We start from the raw sequence: 18977 nt of genomic DNA on the forward strand, positions 1-18977 counted from the left end.
CAGCAGAACGCCCGGTGTCCGGGGAGGCGCGCGGAGGTGGCATTCACCTGGCGCCGCACCGCCCGGAAGGGCCATGTCCCGCTGAGCGGAACCCCCTCCATGCGCGGGCGCGCCGCCGCGGTCTACCGTGCGCCAATTCGGTGAAGGGAGCACGATGACGAAGACCATCGCCACCCCACGGCCCCCGGACGGCTCGGCGTCCGGGAGCGGCGGCACCCGCGGCGCGGCCCTGTCCGCCACCGGCGTCGGCATCCGGTTCGGCTCCTTCGAGGCCGTACGGGACATCTCGCTCGACATCGCCGCCGGTGAATTCCTCTGCCTGCTCGGGCCGAGCGGCTGCGGCAAGTCCACCCTGCTGTCCGCCATGGCCGGATTCGTCCCGGTGTCCGACGGCGGCCTCACCGCCGACGGCACCCAGGTCAGCGGCCCCGACCCCGACCTCGGCATGGTCTTCCAGAGCAGCGAGGCCCTGTTCGACTGGATGACCGTACGGCAGAACGTGGCCTTCGGCCCGCGCATGCGCGGACAGTCCCGGGTGGCGCGGGCCGAACTGGCGGACACCTACCTCGGCCTGGTGGGGCTGCGCCACTGCGCCGACCGGTTTCCCGGCCAGCTCTCGGGCGGCATGCGCCAGCGGGTGCAGATCGCCCGGGTGCTGGCGAACGAGCCGCGCGTGGTGCTGATGGACGAGCCGTTCGGCGCGCTCGACGCCCAGACCCGTCAGGTGATGCAGGACGAGATGGGCCGCATCTGGAAGGCGTCGGGCTGCACGGTCGTCTTCGTCACCCACGACATCGACGAGGCCATCCTGCTGGCCGACCGGATCGCCGTGATGACCGCGGGCCCGGCCGCCTCGGTCAAGGCCGTCTACCCGGTGGAGCTGCCCAGGCCCCGCGACGAGACGGATCCGGTCGCCGTCGAACTGCGCCGCGCCCTGCGCGAGGACATCGGCGCAGAGGTGCGCAAGGCCCTGCGCGGCCAGGGGCTCGACCTTGAGGACACACGATGACGGAGGACACGATGGCGGAGGAGACGCGATGACCACCGTGACGGCGGGCACCTCCGCCACCCCGCGACAGCGCCGCGCCACCGTTGTAAGGCTACGCACCGCCGGGCTGTACGCGGTGTCCGTCCTCGCCGGGGTCGCCGTGTGGCAGCTGCTGGCGGTGACGTACGGCTCCGCCCTGGTCGCCTCCCCGAGCCAGACCCTGTCGGCGGCCCGGGAGCTGGCGGCCGACGGCACCCTGTTCAACTCGGTCGTCGCCTCCGGCCGCCGCATCCTGATCGGCTGGGGACTCGGTCTCGCCGTGGGCGTACCGGTCGGCCTGCTGATCGGGCAGATCCCCCTCGTACGGCATCTGCTCGACCCCTACATCGAGTTCTTCCGGTTCATCCCGCCGGTCGCGTTCGTGACCCTGGCGGTGGTGTGGCTGGGCATCGGCGAGTCGTCGAAGGTCGTCCTCATCTTCTACACGTCGGTCTTCATCGTCACCCTGAACACCAGCGCCGGTGTCATGGCCGTGAACGAGTCGAAGCTGCGCGCCGCCGCCAGCCTGGGCGCGAACCGCCGCCAGATCCTGCGGAGCGTCGTGCTGCCGTCGACCGTGCCCCACATCGTCACCGGGGCGCGGCTGGCGATGGGCAACAGCTTTCTGACCATCGTGTCCGCGGAGATCGTCGCCTCGCAGGTCGGTCTCGGATCGCTGATCTGGACCTCCCGCAACTACGGGCGCATCGACTGGGTATTCGTCGGGATCATCACCCTGGGCATCCTCGGGTTCGTCTACGACCGCGTGCTCCGCGTCGCCGCCTCCCGTGCCCTGAGTCGTTATGGAGTGAAACTGTGAGCAGCCAGACGTCACGCGCCCTCGTCCTCGAGCGCTTCGGCACCCTGCCCCGGCTGTCGGAGCGCCCGGTGCCGGAGCGGCAGCCGGGCCAGACGCTCGTACGGGTGCGTGCCGCGCAAGTGGGCCACCTCGACCTGAACATCGTGGACGGCGCGTTCGGCATCCTGCCCGATCTGCCCACCGTGCCCGGCACCACCGGATGCGGCGTCGTCGTGGCCTCCGACACCCACCCCGAGGGCGCCCTCGTCAAGATCAACGGCAAGGGTCTTGGCATGCGCCGGGACGGCAGCTGGGCCGACCACGCCGTGGCGCCCGACGCGGCCGTGTCCCCGGTGCCCGAGGGCACCGACCCCGCCCTGGCGTGCAGCTACTTCTCCCCGGCGGGCTCGGCCTGGGCCGCGGTGCACTCGGTCGCGGCGATCCAGCCGGGGGAGCGGGTATTGGTGACCGGCGCGGCGGGCGCGGTCGGCGCCCTGACGGTGCAGGTGGCGGCGCGCGCCGGGGCGGAGGTCGTCGGCGTGGTCGGCCGCCCGGCCAAGCTCGCCCACGTCCCCGCGCCCGGCAAGGCGCTGCTGGCCACGGAGCTGTCGCCGGAGGCCGTGGGCGGGCCGGTGGACGCGCTCATCGACACCGTGGGCGGCCCGGTGCTGCGCGACGCGCTGGGGCTGGTCCGCCCGGGTGGCCGGGCCGCGCTGGTCGGCTACACCGCCGGGCGGGAGTTCGCCATCGACCTCGCGGACTGGCTCCTGGCTGACGTGGCGCTGCTGCCCGTCAACCTGATGAGGCGGGGCAAGGAAGTCGCCGCCGACGCCGACGCGCTGCTCGGCGATCTGATGTCCGGCGAGCTGACCCTGCCCATCGAGCGCTACACGCCCGACCGGCTGGCCGAGGCGGTGGAACGGCTGCGCACCGGGGCCGCGGTGGGCAAGGTGGCGCTCGACCTGTCCTGAGCCGACTGAACGCGCTGAGCGGGCTGCCACGGCGGCCCGCTCAGTGGACCGGATCGCTTGGGCGAAACGCCCGGCCACCACACCATCGGTGCATGGACCTCATGGACATCCAGGCACCCCCGGCCGGGGCCTCCGCGGAGGCGGACGGCGTCACGTACCACTACATCGAGACGGGCCAGGGCAGCCCCACCGTATTCCTCCACGGAGGCGGCCCCGGGTGCACCGGCTGGTCGGACTTCGGTCAGGTCTCGCGGCTCTTCGCCGCGGACCGCCGGTGCTTCCTGGTGGACATCCTGCAGTACGGCACGTCCGCGAAGCCGGTCATCAAGGGCCCGATGTGGGACTACCACGCCGCCAAGACCGTGGCGCTGATGGACACCCTCGGCCTGGAGCGCGCCGACTTCGTGTGCAACTCCTGGGGCGGCACCATCGCGCTCAACCTGGCCGCCCTGTACCCGGAGCGGGTCCGGTCCCTCGTCATCACCGGCAGCATGCCCGTCTTCCACGGGCCGCTGGCCCCGCTGCCGGAGGGCGGCCGCCGCGGCCGCAACGCCCGGGACGTGTACTACGGCGGGACCGGCCCGTCGTGGCAGAAGATGCGCGAGCTGATGGCGCGCCTGGAGTGGTACGACCCGGACGCCATCCCCGACGCCACGGTGACGATGCGCTACGAACAGAGCCTGGACCCGGAGGAGCGGGCGCTCGCCGGGGCCTCCGACAACCCGCGCGGCGACTGGCAGGACCTCACCGGCGCGCTCGGCCGCATCCAGGCGCCGACGCTCTTCATGTGGGGCATGTACGACGCGTTCCTCACCCCGGACTATCCGCTGATGCTGGCCCGCATGATCCCCCGGGGCAATCTGCACGTGATGAACGACGTCTCGCACCACCTCCAGGAAGAACGCCCTCACGACTACTACACCGTCGTCTCCGCCTTCCTGAATCAAGAGCACGCCTGAATCAACAGCACGCCTGAACCAGCGGCACGCCTGACACATCGGAAAGAACGCGGAGGAAACGTGAGCGAGCCCGCTCTGCGAGTCGTCGAACTGTCCAGCCCGTTCGCCCGGTTCGCGGGCCGGTTGCTGGTCGGACTGGGGTACGAGGTGGTGCTGGTCGAGCCGCCCGAAGGCGACGCCACCCGGCGTGAGGACGGCGGTGACGCGTTCGCCCACTGGCACGCCGGGAAGCGTTCGGTGACCCTCGACGTGGCCGCGCCCGACGGTGCGGCCGGGCTGCGCGGGCTGCTGGAGGGCGCCGACATCCTGCTCGACGGAACCCCCGGCGGCGCGGAGGCGAGCGCCGAAGGCCTCGGCCACCTGGTGCACGTACGGGTCACTCCCTTCGGCCTGACCGGGCCGCGCAGCGGCTGGCAGGGCAGCGACTTCGTGGTGGCGGCGCTGGGCGGGATGCTCGCGCAGGTGGGCGACCCGGACGGCCCGCCACTGCGGATGCCCGAGGGCCAGGCGGAACACCTCGCGGGCGTCGGCGCGGCCATCGCCGCCGTGCTCGGGCTGCGGGCCCGGCGGCGCGGCCCGGGGCAGCTCATCGACGTCTCCGCGCAGGAGTGCGTGGCGGCCGCCCTGGAGGCGGGCACCCTCGCCTATCTGCACGAGGACCGGAGCCCGGGCCGCCCGGGGCGGGTGCATCCGCTGGTGCCGCACGGGCTGTTCCGGGCCGCCGACGGCCATCTGGGGGGCGGGCTCGGGGGCAGTCCGCGCATGTGGGACGCGCTGCTGGAGTGGCTGCGCGAGGAGGGTGCCGAGGCCGATCTCGCCGAACCCCGGTGGCAGGACCCCGTCGAGCGCAAGAAGGGCCAGGAGCATGTGTTCGCGGTGGTCCAGGACTTCCTGAACCGCTGGCCCAAGGCCGAGTTCGCGGAGCGGGCCCAGGCCAGGAAGCTGCCCTGGGCGGCCGTCGACCTGCCGCATGAGCTGCCGGACAACCCGCAGCTCGCCGCGCGCGGCTTCTTCACCCGGCTGCGGACACCGCAGGGGGAGCGGAGCGACCTCGGCTTCCCCTTCGCGTTCCCCGAGGGCCACCGCCCCGGGAAGCTCGATGTCCCCGGATGCGGCGCCGATCAGGGCCTGCTCGATGAGCGCCGCCCGGTGCGCGCGGTCACCGCCACCGCTGTCGAGGAGCCCGTACGCCCCGCGCTGGACGGTGTCCGGGTGCTGGACCTGACCTGGGTGCTGGCCGGTCCGTACTGCACCAAGGTGCTGGCCGACCACGGCGCCGAGGTCATCAAGGTCGAGTCCGCGGGCCGCCCCGACCCCACCCGGTTCGCCCCCTTCATGCACCTCTCCCGGGGAGACCACACCGACCCGAACACCAATGGCTACTTCAACGAGGTCAACCGCAACAAGCAGAGCATCGCCCTCGACACCCGCACCGAGGACGGCATCGCGGTGCTCCGCGAACTCATCGCGTCCTGCGATGTGCTGGTCGAGAACTTCAGCTCCACGGTCATGAGAAAACTGGGCCTCGGCTTTGACGCGCTCCGCGAGATCAACCCCGCCATCGTGTACGTGAGCATGTCCGGGATGGGCCACACCGGGCCGCGCAACGGCTGGGTGTCGTACGCGGACACCGTGTCCGCGAGCAGCGGGCTGACCGGCCTCACCGGCTGGGGGCCGGACGACGTGGTCGGGGTGATCTACGGCCACGGCGACATCGTCGCGGGCCTCCAGGCCGCGCTCGCCACCGTGGCCGCGCTGGAACACCGCGACGAGACCGGCCGTGGACAGCACATCGACCTGTCCCAGCTGGAGGCGATCGCCGCCCACATGGGGACCAGCCTCCTCGCCGCGTCGCGCCCGGGCGCGGACGTGGCGAGGCCGATGGGCAACGCCCATCCACGGTGGAGCCCGCAGGGCGTCTACCGGTGTCTGGGCGCCGACCGGTGGCTGGCCGTCAGTGTCCGCACCGACGCGGAGTGGGCGGCCGTGTGCGAGGTGATCGGGCGCCCGGAGCTGGCCACCGACGAGCGGACCCGCACGGCCGAGGGCCGCCGCCGGGCCGCCGACCTCGTGGACGGCGCGCTCGGCGGATGGGCGCGCGGCATGCCCGCCGACGCCGCGGCCGAACGGCTCCAGGAGCGGGGCGTACCGGCCGGAGCGGTGCAGGACGGACGTGAACTCGTCGAGCACGACCCGCAGTTGCGGGCGCGCGGCTTCTACGTCCACGCCGAACACCCGGTCGCGGGCGGCTTCCTCCACGAGGGCCTGCCGATCCACCTCACCCGCACCCCCGGAGCCGTCCGCGCCCCCGCACCCGTCCTCGGTGCCGACACCGACACGGTGCTGCGCGAGGTGGCCGGACTGACGGCCGAACGCATCCGGCACCTCCGCGACGCGGGAGTTCTGCGGTGAGCACACCCGGCACGCCGGGCGCGGCCATGACGCTTCCCGCTCTCCTCGACGCCGCCGCCGGGGCCTACGGCGACCGGGTGTTCCTGCGGGTCGGCGGGGTGACCCGCACCTACCGGCAGTCCCGTGAGGCGGCGGCCACCATGGCGGGGGCGCTCGCCGCGCGCGGCTGCCGTCCCGGCGACCGGATCGCGGTCATGTCCGGCAACCGCGTCGAGTTCACCGACCTGATCCTCGGCTGTGCCTGGCTCGGCGCGGTGCTGGTGCCGCTGAACACCGGGCTGCGCGGCGAAGGCCTGCGGCACGTCCTGCGCCAGGCCGAGCCGTCCGTCCTGTGCGCCGAGGAGGAGTTCACGGGACGTATCGCGGCGGCCGGTTTCCGTGGCCCGGTGTGGACGATCGGCGGCGACGGCGCCCCGGCCCCGGGCGACACCGGGGCCCTCCCGCCCGCACCCGTACGGCCCGAGGACACCGCCGCCATCCTCTTCACCTCGGGCACCACGGGGGCCGCGCGCGGGGTGCGCTGCCCCCACGCCCAGTCCGTGTGGTGGGGCCGTAACGTCGCGGACTCCCTGCGCCTCACCTCGGACGATGTGCTCCACACCGGCCTGCCGCTGTTCCACACCAACGCCCTCAACACCCTGGCCCACGCCATGACCGTGGGCGCCGCGTGCGTGCTCGGGCGGCGGTTCTCCGCCGGTGCGTACTGGGCCGAAGTGGCCGAGGCCGAAGCCACCGCCGTCTATCTGCTCGGTGCGATGGTGCCCATGCTGCTGGCCCGGCCGCCCGGCCCCCACGACCGTGCGCACCGGGCCTGGCGCGGGCTGTCCCCGGCCACCCCGGGCCCGGCGTATCAGCCGTTCCTGACCCGGTTCGGTGTCACGCTGGTGGACGGATTCGGCTCCACGGAGACCAATCTCGTCATCGGCTCGGCCCCCGCCCGCCAGCGGCCCGGCTACATCGGCACCGTGCGCGAGGGGTTCTCCGCGCGGGTGGTCGACGAACACCTCGTACCCGTCGCGGACGGCACACCGGGTGAACTGGCCGTCCGCAGCCACCAGCCGTTCGCCTTCAGCACCGGCTACCTGGGGGAGGAGCCCCCGCCGCCCGGCTCGTGGCGCCGCACCGGCGACCGGGTGATCCGCGAAGCCGACGGATGGTTCCGCTTCGTCGACCGGATCAAGGACGTGATCCGGCGGCGCGGTGAGAACATCTCGTCGGCGGAGGTGGAGTCGGCGGTCCGCTCCCATCCCTCGGTGGCCGGTGCGGCAGCCTTCCCGGTGGCATCCGAGCTGGCCGAGGACGAGGTGATGGTGGCGGTGACCGCCCGGCCGGGCCGGGCGCTGGACCCGCTGGACCTGGTACGCCACTGCGAGGACGAGCTGCCGCCGTTCGCCGTGCCCCGGTACGTCGACGTCGTCCCCGAACTGCCGCTCACCGCGACCGGCAAGATCCGCAAGGCGGTGCTGCGCGAACGCGGGGTCACCGCGCACACCTGGGACCGGGCCGGTCAGGGTGAGACGGCGCCCCCTAGCCCGTCACCCACTCCGTGATGACCTTGGCGTACTCCTCGGGCAGCTGCTCCGGGGCGGGCACATGCGCGCCGGGAATCACCCGCGTATCGCATCCCAGCGCCGCCGCGAACTTCTCCAGGGCGGGCAGCGAGTAGTGGTCCCCGTCGGCGCACACCGCGAGCGTGCGCGCGGTGATGTGCGGCAGACGCGGTTCCATCGGATAGCGCCGGACCGCCACATGGCCTTCCTCCACCCGGTCCAGCACGGTCACCGCGTCGGCCACATAGCGGTGCAGCGCGGCTTCCTCCCCGTCCCGGTAGAAGCCGCGCCGCCGGTTCCACAGCTCCAGCAGATGGGATCCGTCCGGCCGGGGGTCGACATGGTCGACCGGTTTGCGCCGGTCGGCGGTGCGCCGCTTCTCGGCGTCGACGAAGGGCGTGGCGGAGAGCAGCAGACTGGCGACACGGTCCTGGTAGCGGGCGGCCAGCTCCACCGCGATCACACCGCCCGTGTGGTGTCCGACCAGGTGGAAGCGGTCCAGGCCCAGCGCCTCGATGAGGGCCCCGGCGGCGTCGGCGAAGCGCTCGATCGTATGGGGCTCCTCGGGCTTCGCGGAGGCGCCGAAGCCCAGCGTGTCCATGGCGATGCCCCGGTGCACGGCCCCGACCAGCGGAAGCACGTCCAGATACTCGGTCCAGGAGCGTGGTGTCTGATGGAGCATCAGCACCGGCTCGCCCGTGCCCGATTCGACGTAGTGCAGCTGCCCGAAGGGGCTGGGCACATAGCCGCGCAGCAAGGAATCCGTCATGTGAACACTGTGGCGGCCGTCCCCGCGCCGCACCAGGCAGCCGGTCCGCTCTGTGAACCGCCGGTCAGGACGATTCGAGGGGGGCTTGAGAATCGGGCGCTAAGAATTCGATAGTTCGCTTCACGCCCCTCGATCCCACCGCGAGCACACCTTAGGGTAAATCCTGATATGTCGACGGAACCGGCAGGCCGTGTGCGCACCTGGTGCGACGAGCGGCTGCCCCTGCTCTCCGCGGTCGGTGTCCAGCTCACGGACCGTGAGGTGATGGAGTACGCGCTGACACAGGCGGTGTCCGAGCTGGGCGGTATCGCCGGAGCGGTGCACTGGTCGTGCGGGCCCGCGGGCAGCCACGAACTGCGCCTGGTGCTCGCGGGCGGCCTGCCCCGCTCCGCCCTCCAGGAGTGGGAGGAGATCCGGGAGGACGACCGGGCGCTCGCCCCCGCCCGGGCCGTCCAGGACGGCGCGTTCGTGTGGATGCCCGCCACCGACGGACACGGCCCGGACACCGAGCGTGTCCGTACGCGCGCACACGGCAGGCTGCCCCCGGCGACCATGGTGGCGGCCGTCCCGCTGTTCGGCGAGGACGCCCCCGTGGGCGCGCTGTCCGTGTTCACCGGGCCCGGCGCGCCCACCGAGGATCAGCGCGGTTTCCTGCTGGAGATGGCCCGCTGGGCCTCCGGGCGGCTCTCGCGTCCCCCTCCCGTGGCGGGCCGGGCCCCTCCGTGGTGGCAGCAGCAGTCCACCGGCGCGGGGCTCCGCCAGGCCCTGGTGGCGACCAGGGTCGGCTCCTGGGAGTGGGACATCCGCACCGGCGAGATGGTCTGGGACGTGGCCGGGCTCGGCCTCCTGGGCATCCCGGAGGACTACGAGCGCCGCATCGAAAGCTGGGTCGGCCTGATCCACCCCGAGGACGTGCCGCGGGTCATGGCCGCCACCCAGGAGGCGCTGCAGGGGCACGGTGTGTACGACGCCGAGTACCGGGTGTGCCGACCGGACGGCACCACCGGCTGGGTCCAGAGCCGTGCCCATCTGGCGCTCGACGGGCACGGCGAACCCGTCCGCATGATCGGCCGGGTGTGGGACACCACCGAGAGCCGGATCGCGCGGGAGTCCGTGGGGCAGGCGCTGCGCTTCATGAGCGACGCGTTCCTGGCGGTGAACCGGGAGTGGCGGATCACCTTCCTCAACGTCGAGGCCGAGCGCCTGGTCGGACCGTCCGTGGATGTGCTGGGCGGGCCGCTCTGGGAGGGCCCCGCGGGCCTGGTCCCCGAGCTGGAGGCCCGCTGCCGGCACGCCGCGCTCGACGGCACACCGGTGGGATTCGACATCCAGTGGCCCACCGACGCCCGCTGGTACCACATACGGCTGGTCCCGGTGCCCGACGGGCTGACCGCCTACCTCACCGATGTCACCGACACCCGCAACCGGGCGGCGCGGCGCGAGGCGGCCGAACGGTCCGCCGCCGAGCAGGCGGTACGGATCCGCGGATTGACGAGCGCGCTCGCCGAGGCGGTGACCACCCACGACGTCGTCGACGTGGCCGCCGCCCACATGCTGTCCCCGTTCGGCGCCTCGGGCCTGCTGATCCAGGTACTCGAAAGCGAGCGGCTGCACGTGGTCGGGGCCGTCGGATATCCCCAGGCGTTCCTGCACAAGGTCAACGGAATTCCGGCGACCGACGGCCATCCGCTCCTCCACGAGGTGATCGCCTCCCGCCACCCCCGCTTCATCGCCTCGGCCACGGAGTACATCGAGCTGGCCCCCGGGCTCGCCGGATATCCCGCCCTCGCGGAGAAGAACGCCTGGGCCATGCTGCCCCTGATCGCCTCCGGCGAGCCCAGCGGCGTATGCGTCGTCTCCTTCGCCGAGGCCCGCCGCTTCTCCACCGACGAGCGCACCCTGCTGACCGCCCTCAGCGGCATGGTCGCCCACTCCCTGGCCCGGGCCCGCCTCTACGACGCCGAGCACGCCCGTGCCCAGGCGCTGCAGCGCGGTCTGCTGCCGCAGGACCTGCCCGCGCCGTCCGCCGTCACCACGGCCGTACGGTATCTGCCCGCCAGCAGCGGCACGGAGGTCGGCGGCGACTGGTACGACATCATCCCGCTGTCCGCGGAGCGGGTGGCGCTCGTCATCGGCGATGTGATGGGCCACGGGCTGGCCGAGGCCGCCACCATGGGACGGCTGCGCACCGCCGTGCACACACTGGCCCACCTGGAGCTGCCGCCCGAAGAAGTCCTCGCCCACCTCAACGACATCGTCAGCGACCTCGGCGACGACTCCTACGCCACCTGCCTGTACGCCGTCTACGACCCGGTCTCCGGGGTGTGCTCCATGGCCCGGGCCGGCCACCCTCCGCCACTGCTGGTGCACCCCGGCGGGACAGTGGAGTGCCTGGACATCGAGCCCGACCCGCCCCTGGGCGCCGCCGAACCCCCGTTCGGCACGGTCGAATTGCGCCTGCCCGCCCACGGCCTGCTGGTGCTCTACACCGACGGTCTGGTCGAGTCGGCCACCCGCGACATCGACGTGGGCATCGCCGAATGCTCCGGGGTCTTCACCACCGACCTCGGACGGCGCCTCGCGGGACCCGGCGGCCCGCCCCCGGCCTGTGGCCCGGGCGAGGACCACCGCGAGGACCGCAGGCGGCTCGACCGACTCTGCGACACGCTCATCGACGCCATGCTGCCCGCCCAGCAGCTGACCACGGACGACACCGCCGTGCTCGTCGCCCGACTGCACCGCACCGCCCCCGAGAACATCGCCGTCTGGCGGCTCCCCGACGAGCCGGTGGCGGCCTCCCTGGCGCGCGACCACGTCCGCGAGCAGCTTGAGGCGTGGCATCTCGGCGAGCTGGTCATGACCACCGAACTACTCGCCAGCGAGCTGGTCGGCAACGTCGTCCGGCATGCCCGGGGCCCCGTCCAGCTGCGGCTGATCCGGGGCCGGTCACTCATCTGCGAGGTGTCCGACGGCAGCGCCACGACGCCCCGGATCCGCCGGGCCGCCGAAATGGACGAGGGCGGACGCGGGCTGCAACTGGTCGCCACGCTCTCCCAGCGCTGGGGGACGCGCTACACCGCCGACGGCAAGTGCATCTGGACGGAACAGCACATCCCGCCCCGGCGCCCCTGAACGGCCTTTCTTTCATGGACAGTTGACGTACTCTCCTGGTTGGTAATTTCCGCCTGCTCGCACCGGGTCAACCAGGAGGACGCAGTGCACAGAAGCTCGCGCATCCGCAAGGGCTCGTTCATCCTCGGCAGCGCCATCGCCTTGGTCGTCGCATTACCCGGAACCGCTCTCGCCGACCCGCCGAAGGCCCTGCCCGGTAACGCGGAGGCGCTGGAGCAGACGTTCCAGCCCGCCTACGACTACGACACCGACGGCTGCTACCCCACCCCCGCCATCGGCCCCGACGGCACACTGAACGGCGGCCTCAACCCGTCCGGCGCGCCCAACGGGCAGTGCCGCGACGCCCCGGACCTCGACGACACCAACGGATACGCGCGCTCCAAGTGCAACAACGGCTGGTGCGCCGTCATGTACGGCCTCTACTTCGAGAAGGACCAGGCGTCGGTCGGCGGACACCGCCACGACTGGGAACACGTCGTGGTGTGGGTCCAGAACAACCAGGCCCAGTACGTGTCCACCTCCGCCCACGGCGGGTTCTCCACCTACGGCCGTGACGCGATCCGGTGGGACGGCAACCACCCGAAGATCGTCTACCACAAGGACGGACTGAGCACCCACGCCTTCCGCCCCGCCAACACCAACGACGAACCGCCGGAGAACCACGACAAGACCTGGCAGTTCCCCACCCTGGTCGGCTGGAACGGCTACCCCGCGGGCCTGCGCGACAAGCTGAGCCAGGCCAACTTCGGCAGCGCCAACTTCGGCCTCAAGGACGGCAGCTTCGCCGACCACCTCCAGAAGGCCAAACCGTCCGGCATCCCCTTCGACCCCGCCGCGTGACCAAATGCTCCCAGGTCAGCCCAGGGCACGGTCGAGGTTGAAGGCGGCGCTGATGAGCGCGAGATGGGTGAACGCCTGCGGGAAGTTGCCGATCTGCTCACCGGTGCGGCCGATCTCCTCGGCGTACAGCCCGCAGTGGTTGGCGTACGTGAGCATCTTCTCGAACGCGAGCCGCGCCTCGTCCAGCCGTCCGGCCCGGGACAGCGCCTCGACGTACCAGAAGGAACAGATCGAGAAGGTGCCCTCCTCGCCGCGCAGCCCGTCCGGGCTGGCCTGGGGGTCATAGCGGTAGACCAGCGAGTCGGACACCAGATCCTCGCCCAGCGCGTCCAGCGTGGACAGCCACTTGGGGTCGGCGGGGGAGATGAACTTGGCCAGCGGCATCATCAGCACGGAGGCGTCGAGTACGTCGTCGCCCTCGTGCTGCACGAACGCGTTCCGCCGCGCGGACCATCCGTTCCGCATGATCCGGCGGTAGATCTGGTCACGTACCCCCGACCAGCGGGAGATGTCCGCGGGCAGGCCTCGGTGGGTGGCGATGCGCATCGCCCGCTCGATCGCGACCCAGCACATCAGCCGCGAGTACAGGAAACACTGCGGACCGGCGCGGGTCTCCCAGACGCTCATGTCCGGCTGGTCCCAGTGCTCGCAGACCCAGTCGACCAGTTCGCAGAGGGTGTCCCACTGGTCTCCCGCCAGTGGCTTTCCCCATTTGTCGTAGAGATAGAGGGAGTCCACCAGCGCGCCGTAGATGTCCAGCTGGAGCTGGTCGACGGCGCCGTTGCCGGACCGGACCGGGGCCGAGCCCAGATGGCCCTCCAGATGGGAGAGTTCCTGCTCGGTGAGTTCGCTGCGGCCGTCGATGCCGTACATGATCTGCAGTGGCCCGCCGGGGCCGTCCCGCAGCCGGATGTCTTCGGACAGGAACCGCACGAACGCCTCGGCCTCGTCGGTGAAACCGAGCCGCAGCAGCGCGTAGATGCAGAACGCGGCGTCGCGGATCCAGACGTAGCGGTAGTCCCAGTTGCGTTCGCCGCCGATCTGCTCGGGCAGGCTGGCCGTCGGAGCCGCCACGATGGCGCCGGTCGGCGCGTACGTGAGGAGCTTGAGGGTGAGCGCCGAGCGGTGCACCATCTCGCGCCAGCGGCCCCGGTAGCGGGACTGCGAGAGCCAGCGGCGCCAGTACCGCACCGTGGCGTTGAACAGCTCCTCCGCCTCGGCCAGCGGGCAGGGCCGCGGCCGCACCGTGCCGCCGATCCGGTCGAGCGCGAACACCGCGGCCTCGCCCTCGTTCAGCTTGAACGAGGACACCGCGTCGGGGCCGTCGGCCTCCACCGTGACGCTGGACGTCAGCGCGAGGGACAGCTCCGGGGAGTCGAACACGGTGAGCCCGCCGTCCCGGACGCTCACCGTGTGCGTCTGCCGCCCGTAGTCGAAGCGGGGCGCCACCCGCGCGGTGAAGGGCAGCGAACCGCGCACGCACAGCACCCGGCGGATCAGCCGGTGCCGGTCGGCCTCCCGGGAGTCGTCCTCGACCGGCATGAAGTCCTGCACCTCGGCGACACCGTCGTCCGCGAAGAACCGGGTGATGAGGATGTTGGTGTCCGGGAAGTAGAACTGCTTCGTCCGGGCGGGCGCGTCCGGGGCCAGGGCGAATGCCCCACCCCGGTCGGCGTCCAGGATCGACGCGAACACACTGGGGGCGTCGAAGCGGCTGGGGCAGTACCAGTCGATCGTGCCGTTGGTGCCGACCAGCGCGGCGGTCCGCAGATCGCCGATCAGGCCGTGCTCCGCGATGGGCAGATACCGGGGCGTGTCCGCCTTGCAGGGGCGAAGGCTCTCGGCGACGGTCATCACAACCTCCCGCGCTCGCCGGTCGCGGTACCTCGGTTCTCAGGATACGTCCGACCGGCTACGAGCGTCCGGCGCCACCTCGCGCGGGTGCTACTGGCCGTCCGCGCCGATGGCCGTCAGCATCGGCACCCGCGCCGCCTGGCGCCCCGGCCACAGCGAGGCGAGCACACCGATCACGGCGGCCGCGACGAAGAAGAGGACCGCCCGGTCCCACGGGATGACCAGGGGCACGCCCTCCTCGCCGAGGACGGCCGCCGCGCCGATGACACCGCCGACCGCGACACCGAGCGCGGAGCCGAAGAGGGAGATGGTCACCGACTCGATGCGCAGAACGGCGGCGACGCCCCGGCGGTCCAGGCCGATGGCGCGGAGCATGCCGATCTCCCGGACCCGCTCGAAGACGGCCATGCCCATGGTGTTCACCACTCCGAGGGCGCCGATCAGCACGGTGACACTGAGCATGGCGTACATGATGTTCAGGAACGGAGCGGTGCCCGCCGTGGCCGCCGCCCGTGCGTCGGCGCGGTCCTGGACCAGCAGCGCGGGGTTGTCCAGGGCGTACCGGATCTCCCGCCCCAGCGCGTCCGCACGGCCATCGGCGGCCTTGACCAGCACCGATCCCACCGAGGAGAGGTGCGCGCCACCGGCCGTACGCGGCACGGCCCGGTCGGCGACGAGGGCGGGGCCGAGGCGGTCCGGGCCGTCGTACAGCGCGACGACGGGCAGGCTGGTCCGCTCGCTCGTGCCGGTGAAGGCGCCGGTGACACGGGAACCGAGCCGCCAGCCGCGCTCGGCGGCCAGCTTCTCGGTGACGGCGATGCCATGGCCGAGGCGGTCCAGCGAGCCCTTGCGGACGGTGATCGGCGCCAGCTGTTCCACCGTGGCCGGGTTGACGCCGGTGACCGCGACGGAGTCGTCGCGGGACAGGTCGAAGTAGGTGTCGACGAGCGGGGTGACGGCCTCCGCACCGGCGAGCCGCGCCACCCGCGCGGCGGTGTCGCCGCCGACCTCCGCGAAGGGGACGGCCGTGATGCGCAGGTCCGAGGTCATGGAGGCGTCGACCTCCTGTTCGTCCATGCGGTTCACCGAGGAGACGGCCACCGTGACCGCGGTGACCATCGCGAGACCCACCATGAGCGTGGTCGCGGTGGCCGCCGTGCGCCGCGGGTTGCGGCGGGCGTTCTCCACGGCCAGCTTGCCCCGGATACCAGCCACCCGGGTCATCGGGGAGCGCAGCAGCGCCGTGACACCCAGGGCGAGCAGCGGAGTGAGGACGATCAGACCGACGAGGAAGACGGGCACGGCGGCGTAGAGGAGGTTCGTATCGCCGAGCGCGGCACCGAGCAGCAGCGCGCCGAACACCGTGACGGCCACGCCGACGATGCCGCGGCGGCGCAGCGAGGCCGCCGTCGAGGGTTCGACCGTACGCAGCGCCGCCACCGGCGGTACGCCCGCCGCGCGGCGGGCCGGGACGTACGCCGACAGGACGGTGACGCCGATGCCGACCGCGAACGCCGCGATCAGGGGTGTGGCGGACAGCAGCCGCACGGGCCCGGCCGGTGTTCCGGTGGCGCCGAACAGTTCGCCCAGCAGCGTCGCGACGGCCGTTCCCAGCGCGTATCCGGCGATCGAGGCGACCGTGCCGACCAGGGCGGCTTCCGTGAGCACCCTGCGCATCACATGGCTGCGGGTGGCGCCGACCGCTCGCAGCAGCGCGTGTTCCCGGGCGCGGGCGGCACTGAGCATGGTGAAGGTGTTGGCGACCAGGAAGGTGGAGACGAACAGGGCGACCCCGGCGAAGCTCAGCAGCAGCTGGGTGAGCTTGTCCTCGTCCCCGGTGGTGGCGGAGGACTCCAGCTCCGCCCGGGTGGCCGCCATGACACCGGATGGCAGCACCTTCTCGGCCTCCCGCGCGAGTCGCGCATCCGACACGCCGTCGGCCGCCGTCAGGGTGATCGTGGAGTAGCTGCCCGGGGCGGGCGCGAAGTACCGCCGCGCGGTGGCGGAGTCGAAGGCGGTGAGCGTGCCGTCCGCCTCCAGACGGCTGTCATGGGCGGTGAAGACCCCGACCAGCCGGACACTTCGCGCCGTACCGCCCACCACGACACGCGCCCTGCCCCCCACCCGGTACCCGGCCCGCTCGGCGGTCCGCCGGTCCACGGCGACCTCCCCGGACGTACGGGGAGCATGGCCCGAGACGAACGGATAGCGGACGTCCTGGCCACCGTCGCCGGGGACCACGTTGACGCCCGCCGCCTGCGACACATCACCCACCAGGGTGCCGTCGGAGCCCGCGACGAAGGCGGGGCCCTCCACCACACCGCGCGCCACGGCCGCCGAGGGCAGCTTCCGCAGCCGCTCCAGCAGCGCGCCGTCGACCCGGGAGGCTTCGTCGGGGGAGACCGGTTCGACCTGAACCGACACATCGGGCTGGGAGTTGGTCTGGGCCCGGGCGACGGCCGCCTTGGCCGCATCGCCGTAGAGCAGCGAACCGGTCACGAACGCCACACCGAGCAGGACGGCGAGGGCGGGCATCGCGAAGCGGAGCCGGTGGGAGCGGAGGGTGCGCAGAGCGGTGCGGAGCATCGGCGGCCTTCGGAAGGATCGAGTGGGGTGGGCGGTCTCGATCCTTCCGGCGCGGCAGGGGGCGGCGGATCCACTGGATGACCGAAACGGCCGGTGTTCCTTCCGCCCGCCCTCGGCCGAATGGCCGATGTGGCGCGGGCGGCACGGCCGTACCGTGACTGCCATGATCACCGAGTTCCGGGCCCGCTCCCGCCCCTGGCAAATCCGGCTCGCTCTGGGCGGCGCGGTAGCGGTCGCCCTCGTGGTTCTGGAGGCGCTGAACGCCCCCTATCCGGCGGTGGTCTTGGCAACCGTGGTGTCCGGGACGCTGTGTCTGCTCTCCCTGGTCGTGCCGGAGCGCCACTTCGTCCGCTACACCCTGCTCGCGACGGCCGTCTCGTGCGCGCTGACCCTGGTGGAGACGGTGCTGGCCCGGCGCCCCGAGAACACCCCGGGGATGATGGAGCTGTGCGTCCTGCTGTGGCTCATCACCCGCGCCGTGCGGCGCTGTTCCCCGCTGATGGCCACCGTGCTCCCCGCCGCCCCGGCGTTCGCCGCCGTCGTCCTGCCGCTGCGGATCGCCGAACGCGGCGACAACCTCAACAGCGCGATCGGCATCATTGTGGCCAGCGTGCCGTTCATGGTGGTGCTGGGGCTGTGTCTGCGCCTGTACGACGCGCTGCGGGCCCGGGAGCGCGAGGCCATCCTGCAGACCCAACGCCTCGAACACGCACGGGAGTTGCACGACTTCGTGGCGCACCACGTCACCGCGATCGTCGCCCAGACCAAGGCCGCGCGCTTCACCGCGGCCGCCGGCCACTCCCAGTCCCCGGAGGACCTGGACCAGATGCTCGCCCACATCGAGCGGGCCGGATCGCAGGCGCTCGGGTCGATGCGCGCCATGGTCTCCAGCCTGCGGGACACCAGCGCACCCGCGGCCACCAGCCCCACCGGCGGCCTGACCGGACTGCGGGACCTCACCCGGGACTTCTCCGCCGTCGGACCCTCCGCCGAACTGAACCTCGACCCACGGCTCACCGACCGCCCGCTGCCGCCCGAGATCACCACCGCCGTCCACCGCGTGGTGCAGGAGTCCCTGACCAATGTCCGCAAACACGCCGCCGGAGCGGGCCGCGTCGAGGTGCGGGTCGCGCTGCGCCCCGGCGCCCCGGAGGAGTTGGAGGTGTCGGTGGCCGACGACGGCCGCGTGGGCGCCGAGGCGGGCGGCGGCGCGTGGAACGGGGGCGGCTACGGCCTGGTCGGCCTGACCGAGCGGATCGAACGGGCCGGTGGCCGTCTCACCGCCGGACCGGGCGACGACGGCGGCTGGCACGTCCTGGCCCTGCTTCCGCTGGCCTAGGGCCACATGACATGCGGGGCACCTGCGATCATGTCCGGTATGACGATCCGGGTGCTCCTCGCCGACGACCAGGAGATGATCCGTGCCGCGTTCCGCATGATCATCGACTCCCAGCCGGACATGCGGGTGGTGGCCCAGGCGGTGGACGGCGCCGAGGCGGTCGAGCAGGCCCGGGCCCTGCGCCCCGACGTCTGCCTCCTGGACATCCGCATGCCCCGGCTGGACGGCCTGGAGGCCACCCGGCTGCTCGCCGGACCCGACGCCACCGACCCGCTGAACGTCCTCATCGCCACCACCTTCGACCTCGACGAATACGTCTACCGCGCGCTGCGCAACGGCGCGTGCGGCTTTCTCCTCAAGGACGGCGCCCCCGGGCTGCTCACCGAGGCGGTGCGGGCCGCGGCGGCGGGCAACTCGCTGATCTCCCCCTCGGTGACCGTCCGCCTCCTCGCCCAGATGGCCCCCCACCGCCGCGCCCCCGCCCCCTCCGAGGCCCGGCCGGACCGTACGGCAGGGGGCGGCCCCGGGACGGAGCCGCTGACCCAGCGCGAACTGGACGTCGTACGACGGGTGGCCCGGGGCCGTACCAACGAGGAAGTGGCCGCCGACCTCTACGTCACCCTGTCCACGGTCAAGACCCACCTCGGCAACGTGCAGCGCAAGCTCGCCGCCCGCAACCGGGTGGAAATCGCCGCCTGGGCCTGGGAGAACGGGATCTGCCACGGCGACCAGGGCTGAT

Annotated in this window: 13 protein-coding genes; 10 read left to right on the top strand and 3 right to left on the bottom strand. The window is 72.5% G+C overall.

Annotation, left to right across the window (positions count from 1 at the left end):
- The first annotated feature begins 154 nt into the window (after nucleotides 1–154).
- The 6 genes from ACFV9T_RS23425 to ACFV9T_RS23450 all read left to right on the top strand — a co-directional run bounded on the left by ACFV9T_RS23425 (nucleotide 155) and on the right by ACFV9T_RS23450 (nucleotide 7718).
- Nucleotides 155–1009, top strand: a complete 855-nt coding sequence (locus tag ACFV9T_RS23425) for an ABC transporter ATP-binding protein (RefSeq protein ID WP_385443466.1) — start codon at nucleotides 155–157, stop codon at nucleotides 1007–1009.
- Nucleotides 1010–1037: 28 nt separating this feature from the next.
- On the top strand, nucleotides 1038–1847 hold the full coding sequence (locus ACFV9T_RS23430; RefSeq protein WP_385443468.1) for an ABC transporter permease: 810 nt from the start codon (nucleotides 1038–1040) through the stop codon (nucleotides 1845–1847).
- Nucleotides 1844–2797 (top strand): zinc-binding alcohol dehydrogenase family protein, encoded by a 954-nt coding sequence (locus tag ACFV9T_RS23435; protein WP_385443471.1) that lies wholly within the window; start codon nucleotides 1844–1846, stop codon nucleotides 2795–2797. The genes ACFV9T_RS23430 and ACFV9T_RS23435 overlap by 4 nt, the downstream gene beginning before the upstream one ends.
- 92 nt (nucleotides 2798–2889) lie before the next feature.
- Entirely contained in the window at nucleotides 2890–3756 is an 867-nt protein-coding gene (locus ACFV9T_RS23440) for an alpha/beta fold hydrolase (RefSeq protein ID WP_385443474.1), read from the top strand.
- Nucleotides 3757–3816: 60 nt separating this feature from the next.
- Nucleotides 3817–6168 carry a CoA transferase gene (locus ACFV9T_RS23445; RefSeq protein ID WP_385443476.1) on the top strand — a complete coding sequence of 784 codons (2352 nt, stop codon included), beginning with the start codon at nucleotides 3817–3819 and terminating at the stop codon, nucleotides 6166–6168.
- Nucleotides 6165–7718, top strand: coding sequence for an AMP-binding protein (locus ACFV9T_RS23450; RefSeq protein WP_385443478.1), 1554 nt, complete (start codon nucleotides 6165–6167; stop codon nucleotides 7716–7718). The genes ACFV9T_RS23445 and ACFV9T_RS23450 overlap by 4 nt, the downstream gene beginning before the upstream one ends.
- On the opposite strand, the gene ACFV9T_RS23455 is transcribed toward ACFV9T_RS23450, so the two are convergent.
- Entirely contained in the window at nucleotides 7696–8487 is a 792-nt protein-coding gene (locus tag ACFV9T_RS23455) for an alpha/beta fold hydrolase (RefSeq protein ID WP_385443480.1), read from the bottom strand. The genes ACFV9T_RS23450 and ACFV9T_RS23455 overlap by 23 nt on opposite strands.
- 168 nt (nucleotides 8488–8655) lie before the next feature.
- Here ACFV9T_RS23455 and ACFV9T_RS23460 point away from each other — a divergent pair, with 168 nt between their 5' ends.
- Together ACFV9T_RS23460 and ACFV9T_RS23465 are read left to right on the top strand one after the other, a co-directional pair.
- Nucleotides 8656–11619, top strand: coding sequence for a SpoIIE family protein phosphatase (locus tag ACFV9T_RS23460; RefSeq protein WP_385443482.1), 2964 nt, complete (start codon nucleotides 8656–8658; stop codon nucleotides 11617–11619).
- 84 nt (nucleotides 11620–11703) lie between these two features.
- Complete coding sequence (locus ACFV9T_RS23465) at nucleotides 11704–12459, top strand: NPP1 family protein (protein ID WP_385443483.1); 756 nt, start codon at nucleotides 11704–11706, stop codon at nucleotides 12457–12459.
- A gap of 15 nt (nucleotides 12460–12474) precedes the next feature.
- Here the strand turns inward: ACFV9T_RS23465 and ACFV9T_RS23470 are convergent, their stop codons facing one another.
- Both ACFV9T_RS23470 and ACFV9T_RS23475 read right to left on the bottom strand, forming a co-directional pair.
- Complete coding sequence (locus ACFV9T_RS23470; RefSeq protein WP_385443486.1) at nucleotides 12475–14313, bottom strand: glycoside hydrolase family 15 protein; 1839 nt, start codon at nucleotides 14311–14313, stop codon at nucleotides 12475–12477.
- Nucleotides 14314–14403: 90 nt separating this feature from the next.
- Nucleotides 14404–16899 carry an ABC transporter permease gene (locus ACFV9T_RS23475; protein ID WP_385443489.1) on the bottom strand — a complete coding sequence of 832 codons (2496 nt, stop codon included), beginning with the start codon at nucleotides 16897–16899 and terminating at the stop codon, nucleotides 14404–14406.
- 163 nt (nucleotides 16900–17062) lie between these two features.
- Between ACFV9T_RS23475 and ACFV9T_RS23480 the strand changes: the two genes are divergently transcribed.
- Together ACFV9T_RS23480 and ACFV9T_RS23485 are read left to right on the top strand one after the other, a co-directional pair.
- A complete protein-coding gene (locus tag ACFV9T_RS23480; protein ID WP_385443492.1) occupies nucleotides 17063–18238 on the top strand; it encodes a sensor histidine kinase in 1176 nt (391 codons plus the stop codon).
- Nucleotides 18239–18268: 30 nt separating this feature from the next.
- Nucleotides 18269–18976: a response regulator gene (locus tag ACFV9T_RS23485; protein WP_385443493.1), complete on the top strand. Its 708-nt coding sequence runs from the start codon at nucleotides 18269–18271 to the stop codon at nucleotides 18974–18976.
- Nucleotide 18977 lies beyond the last annotated feature (1 nt).

This window comes from Streptomyces sp. NPDC059850, assembly GCF_042731515.1.
Taxonomy (GTDB): Bacteria; Actinomycetota; Actinomycetes; order Streptomycetales; family Streptomycetaceae; genus Streptomyces.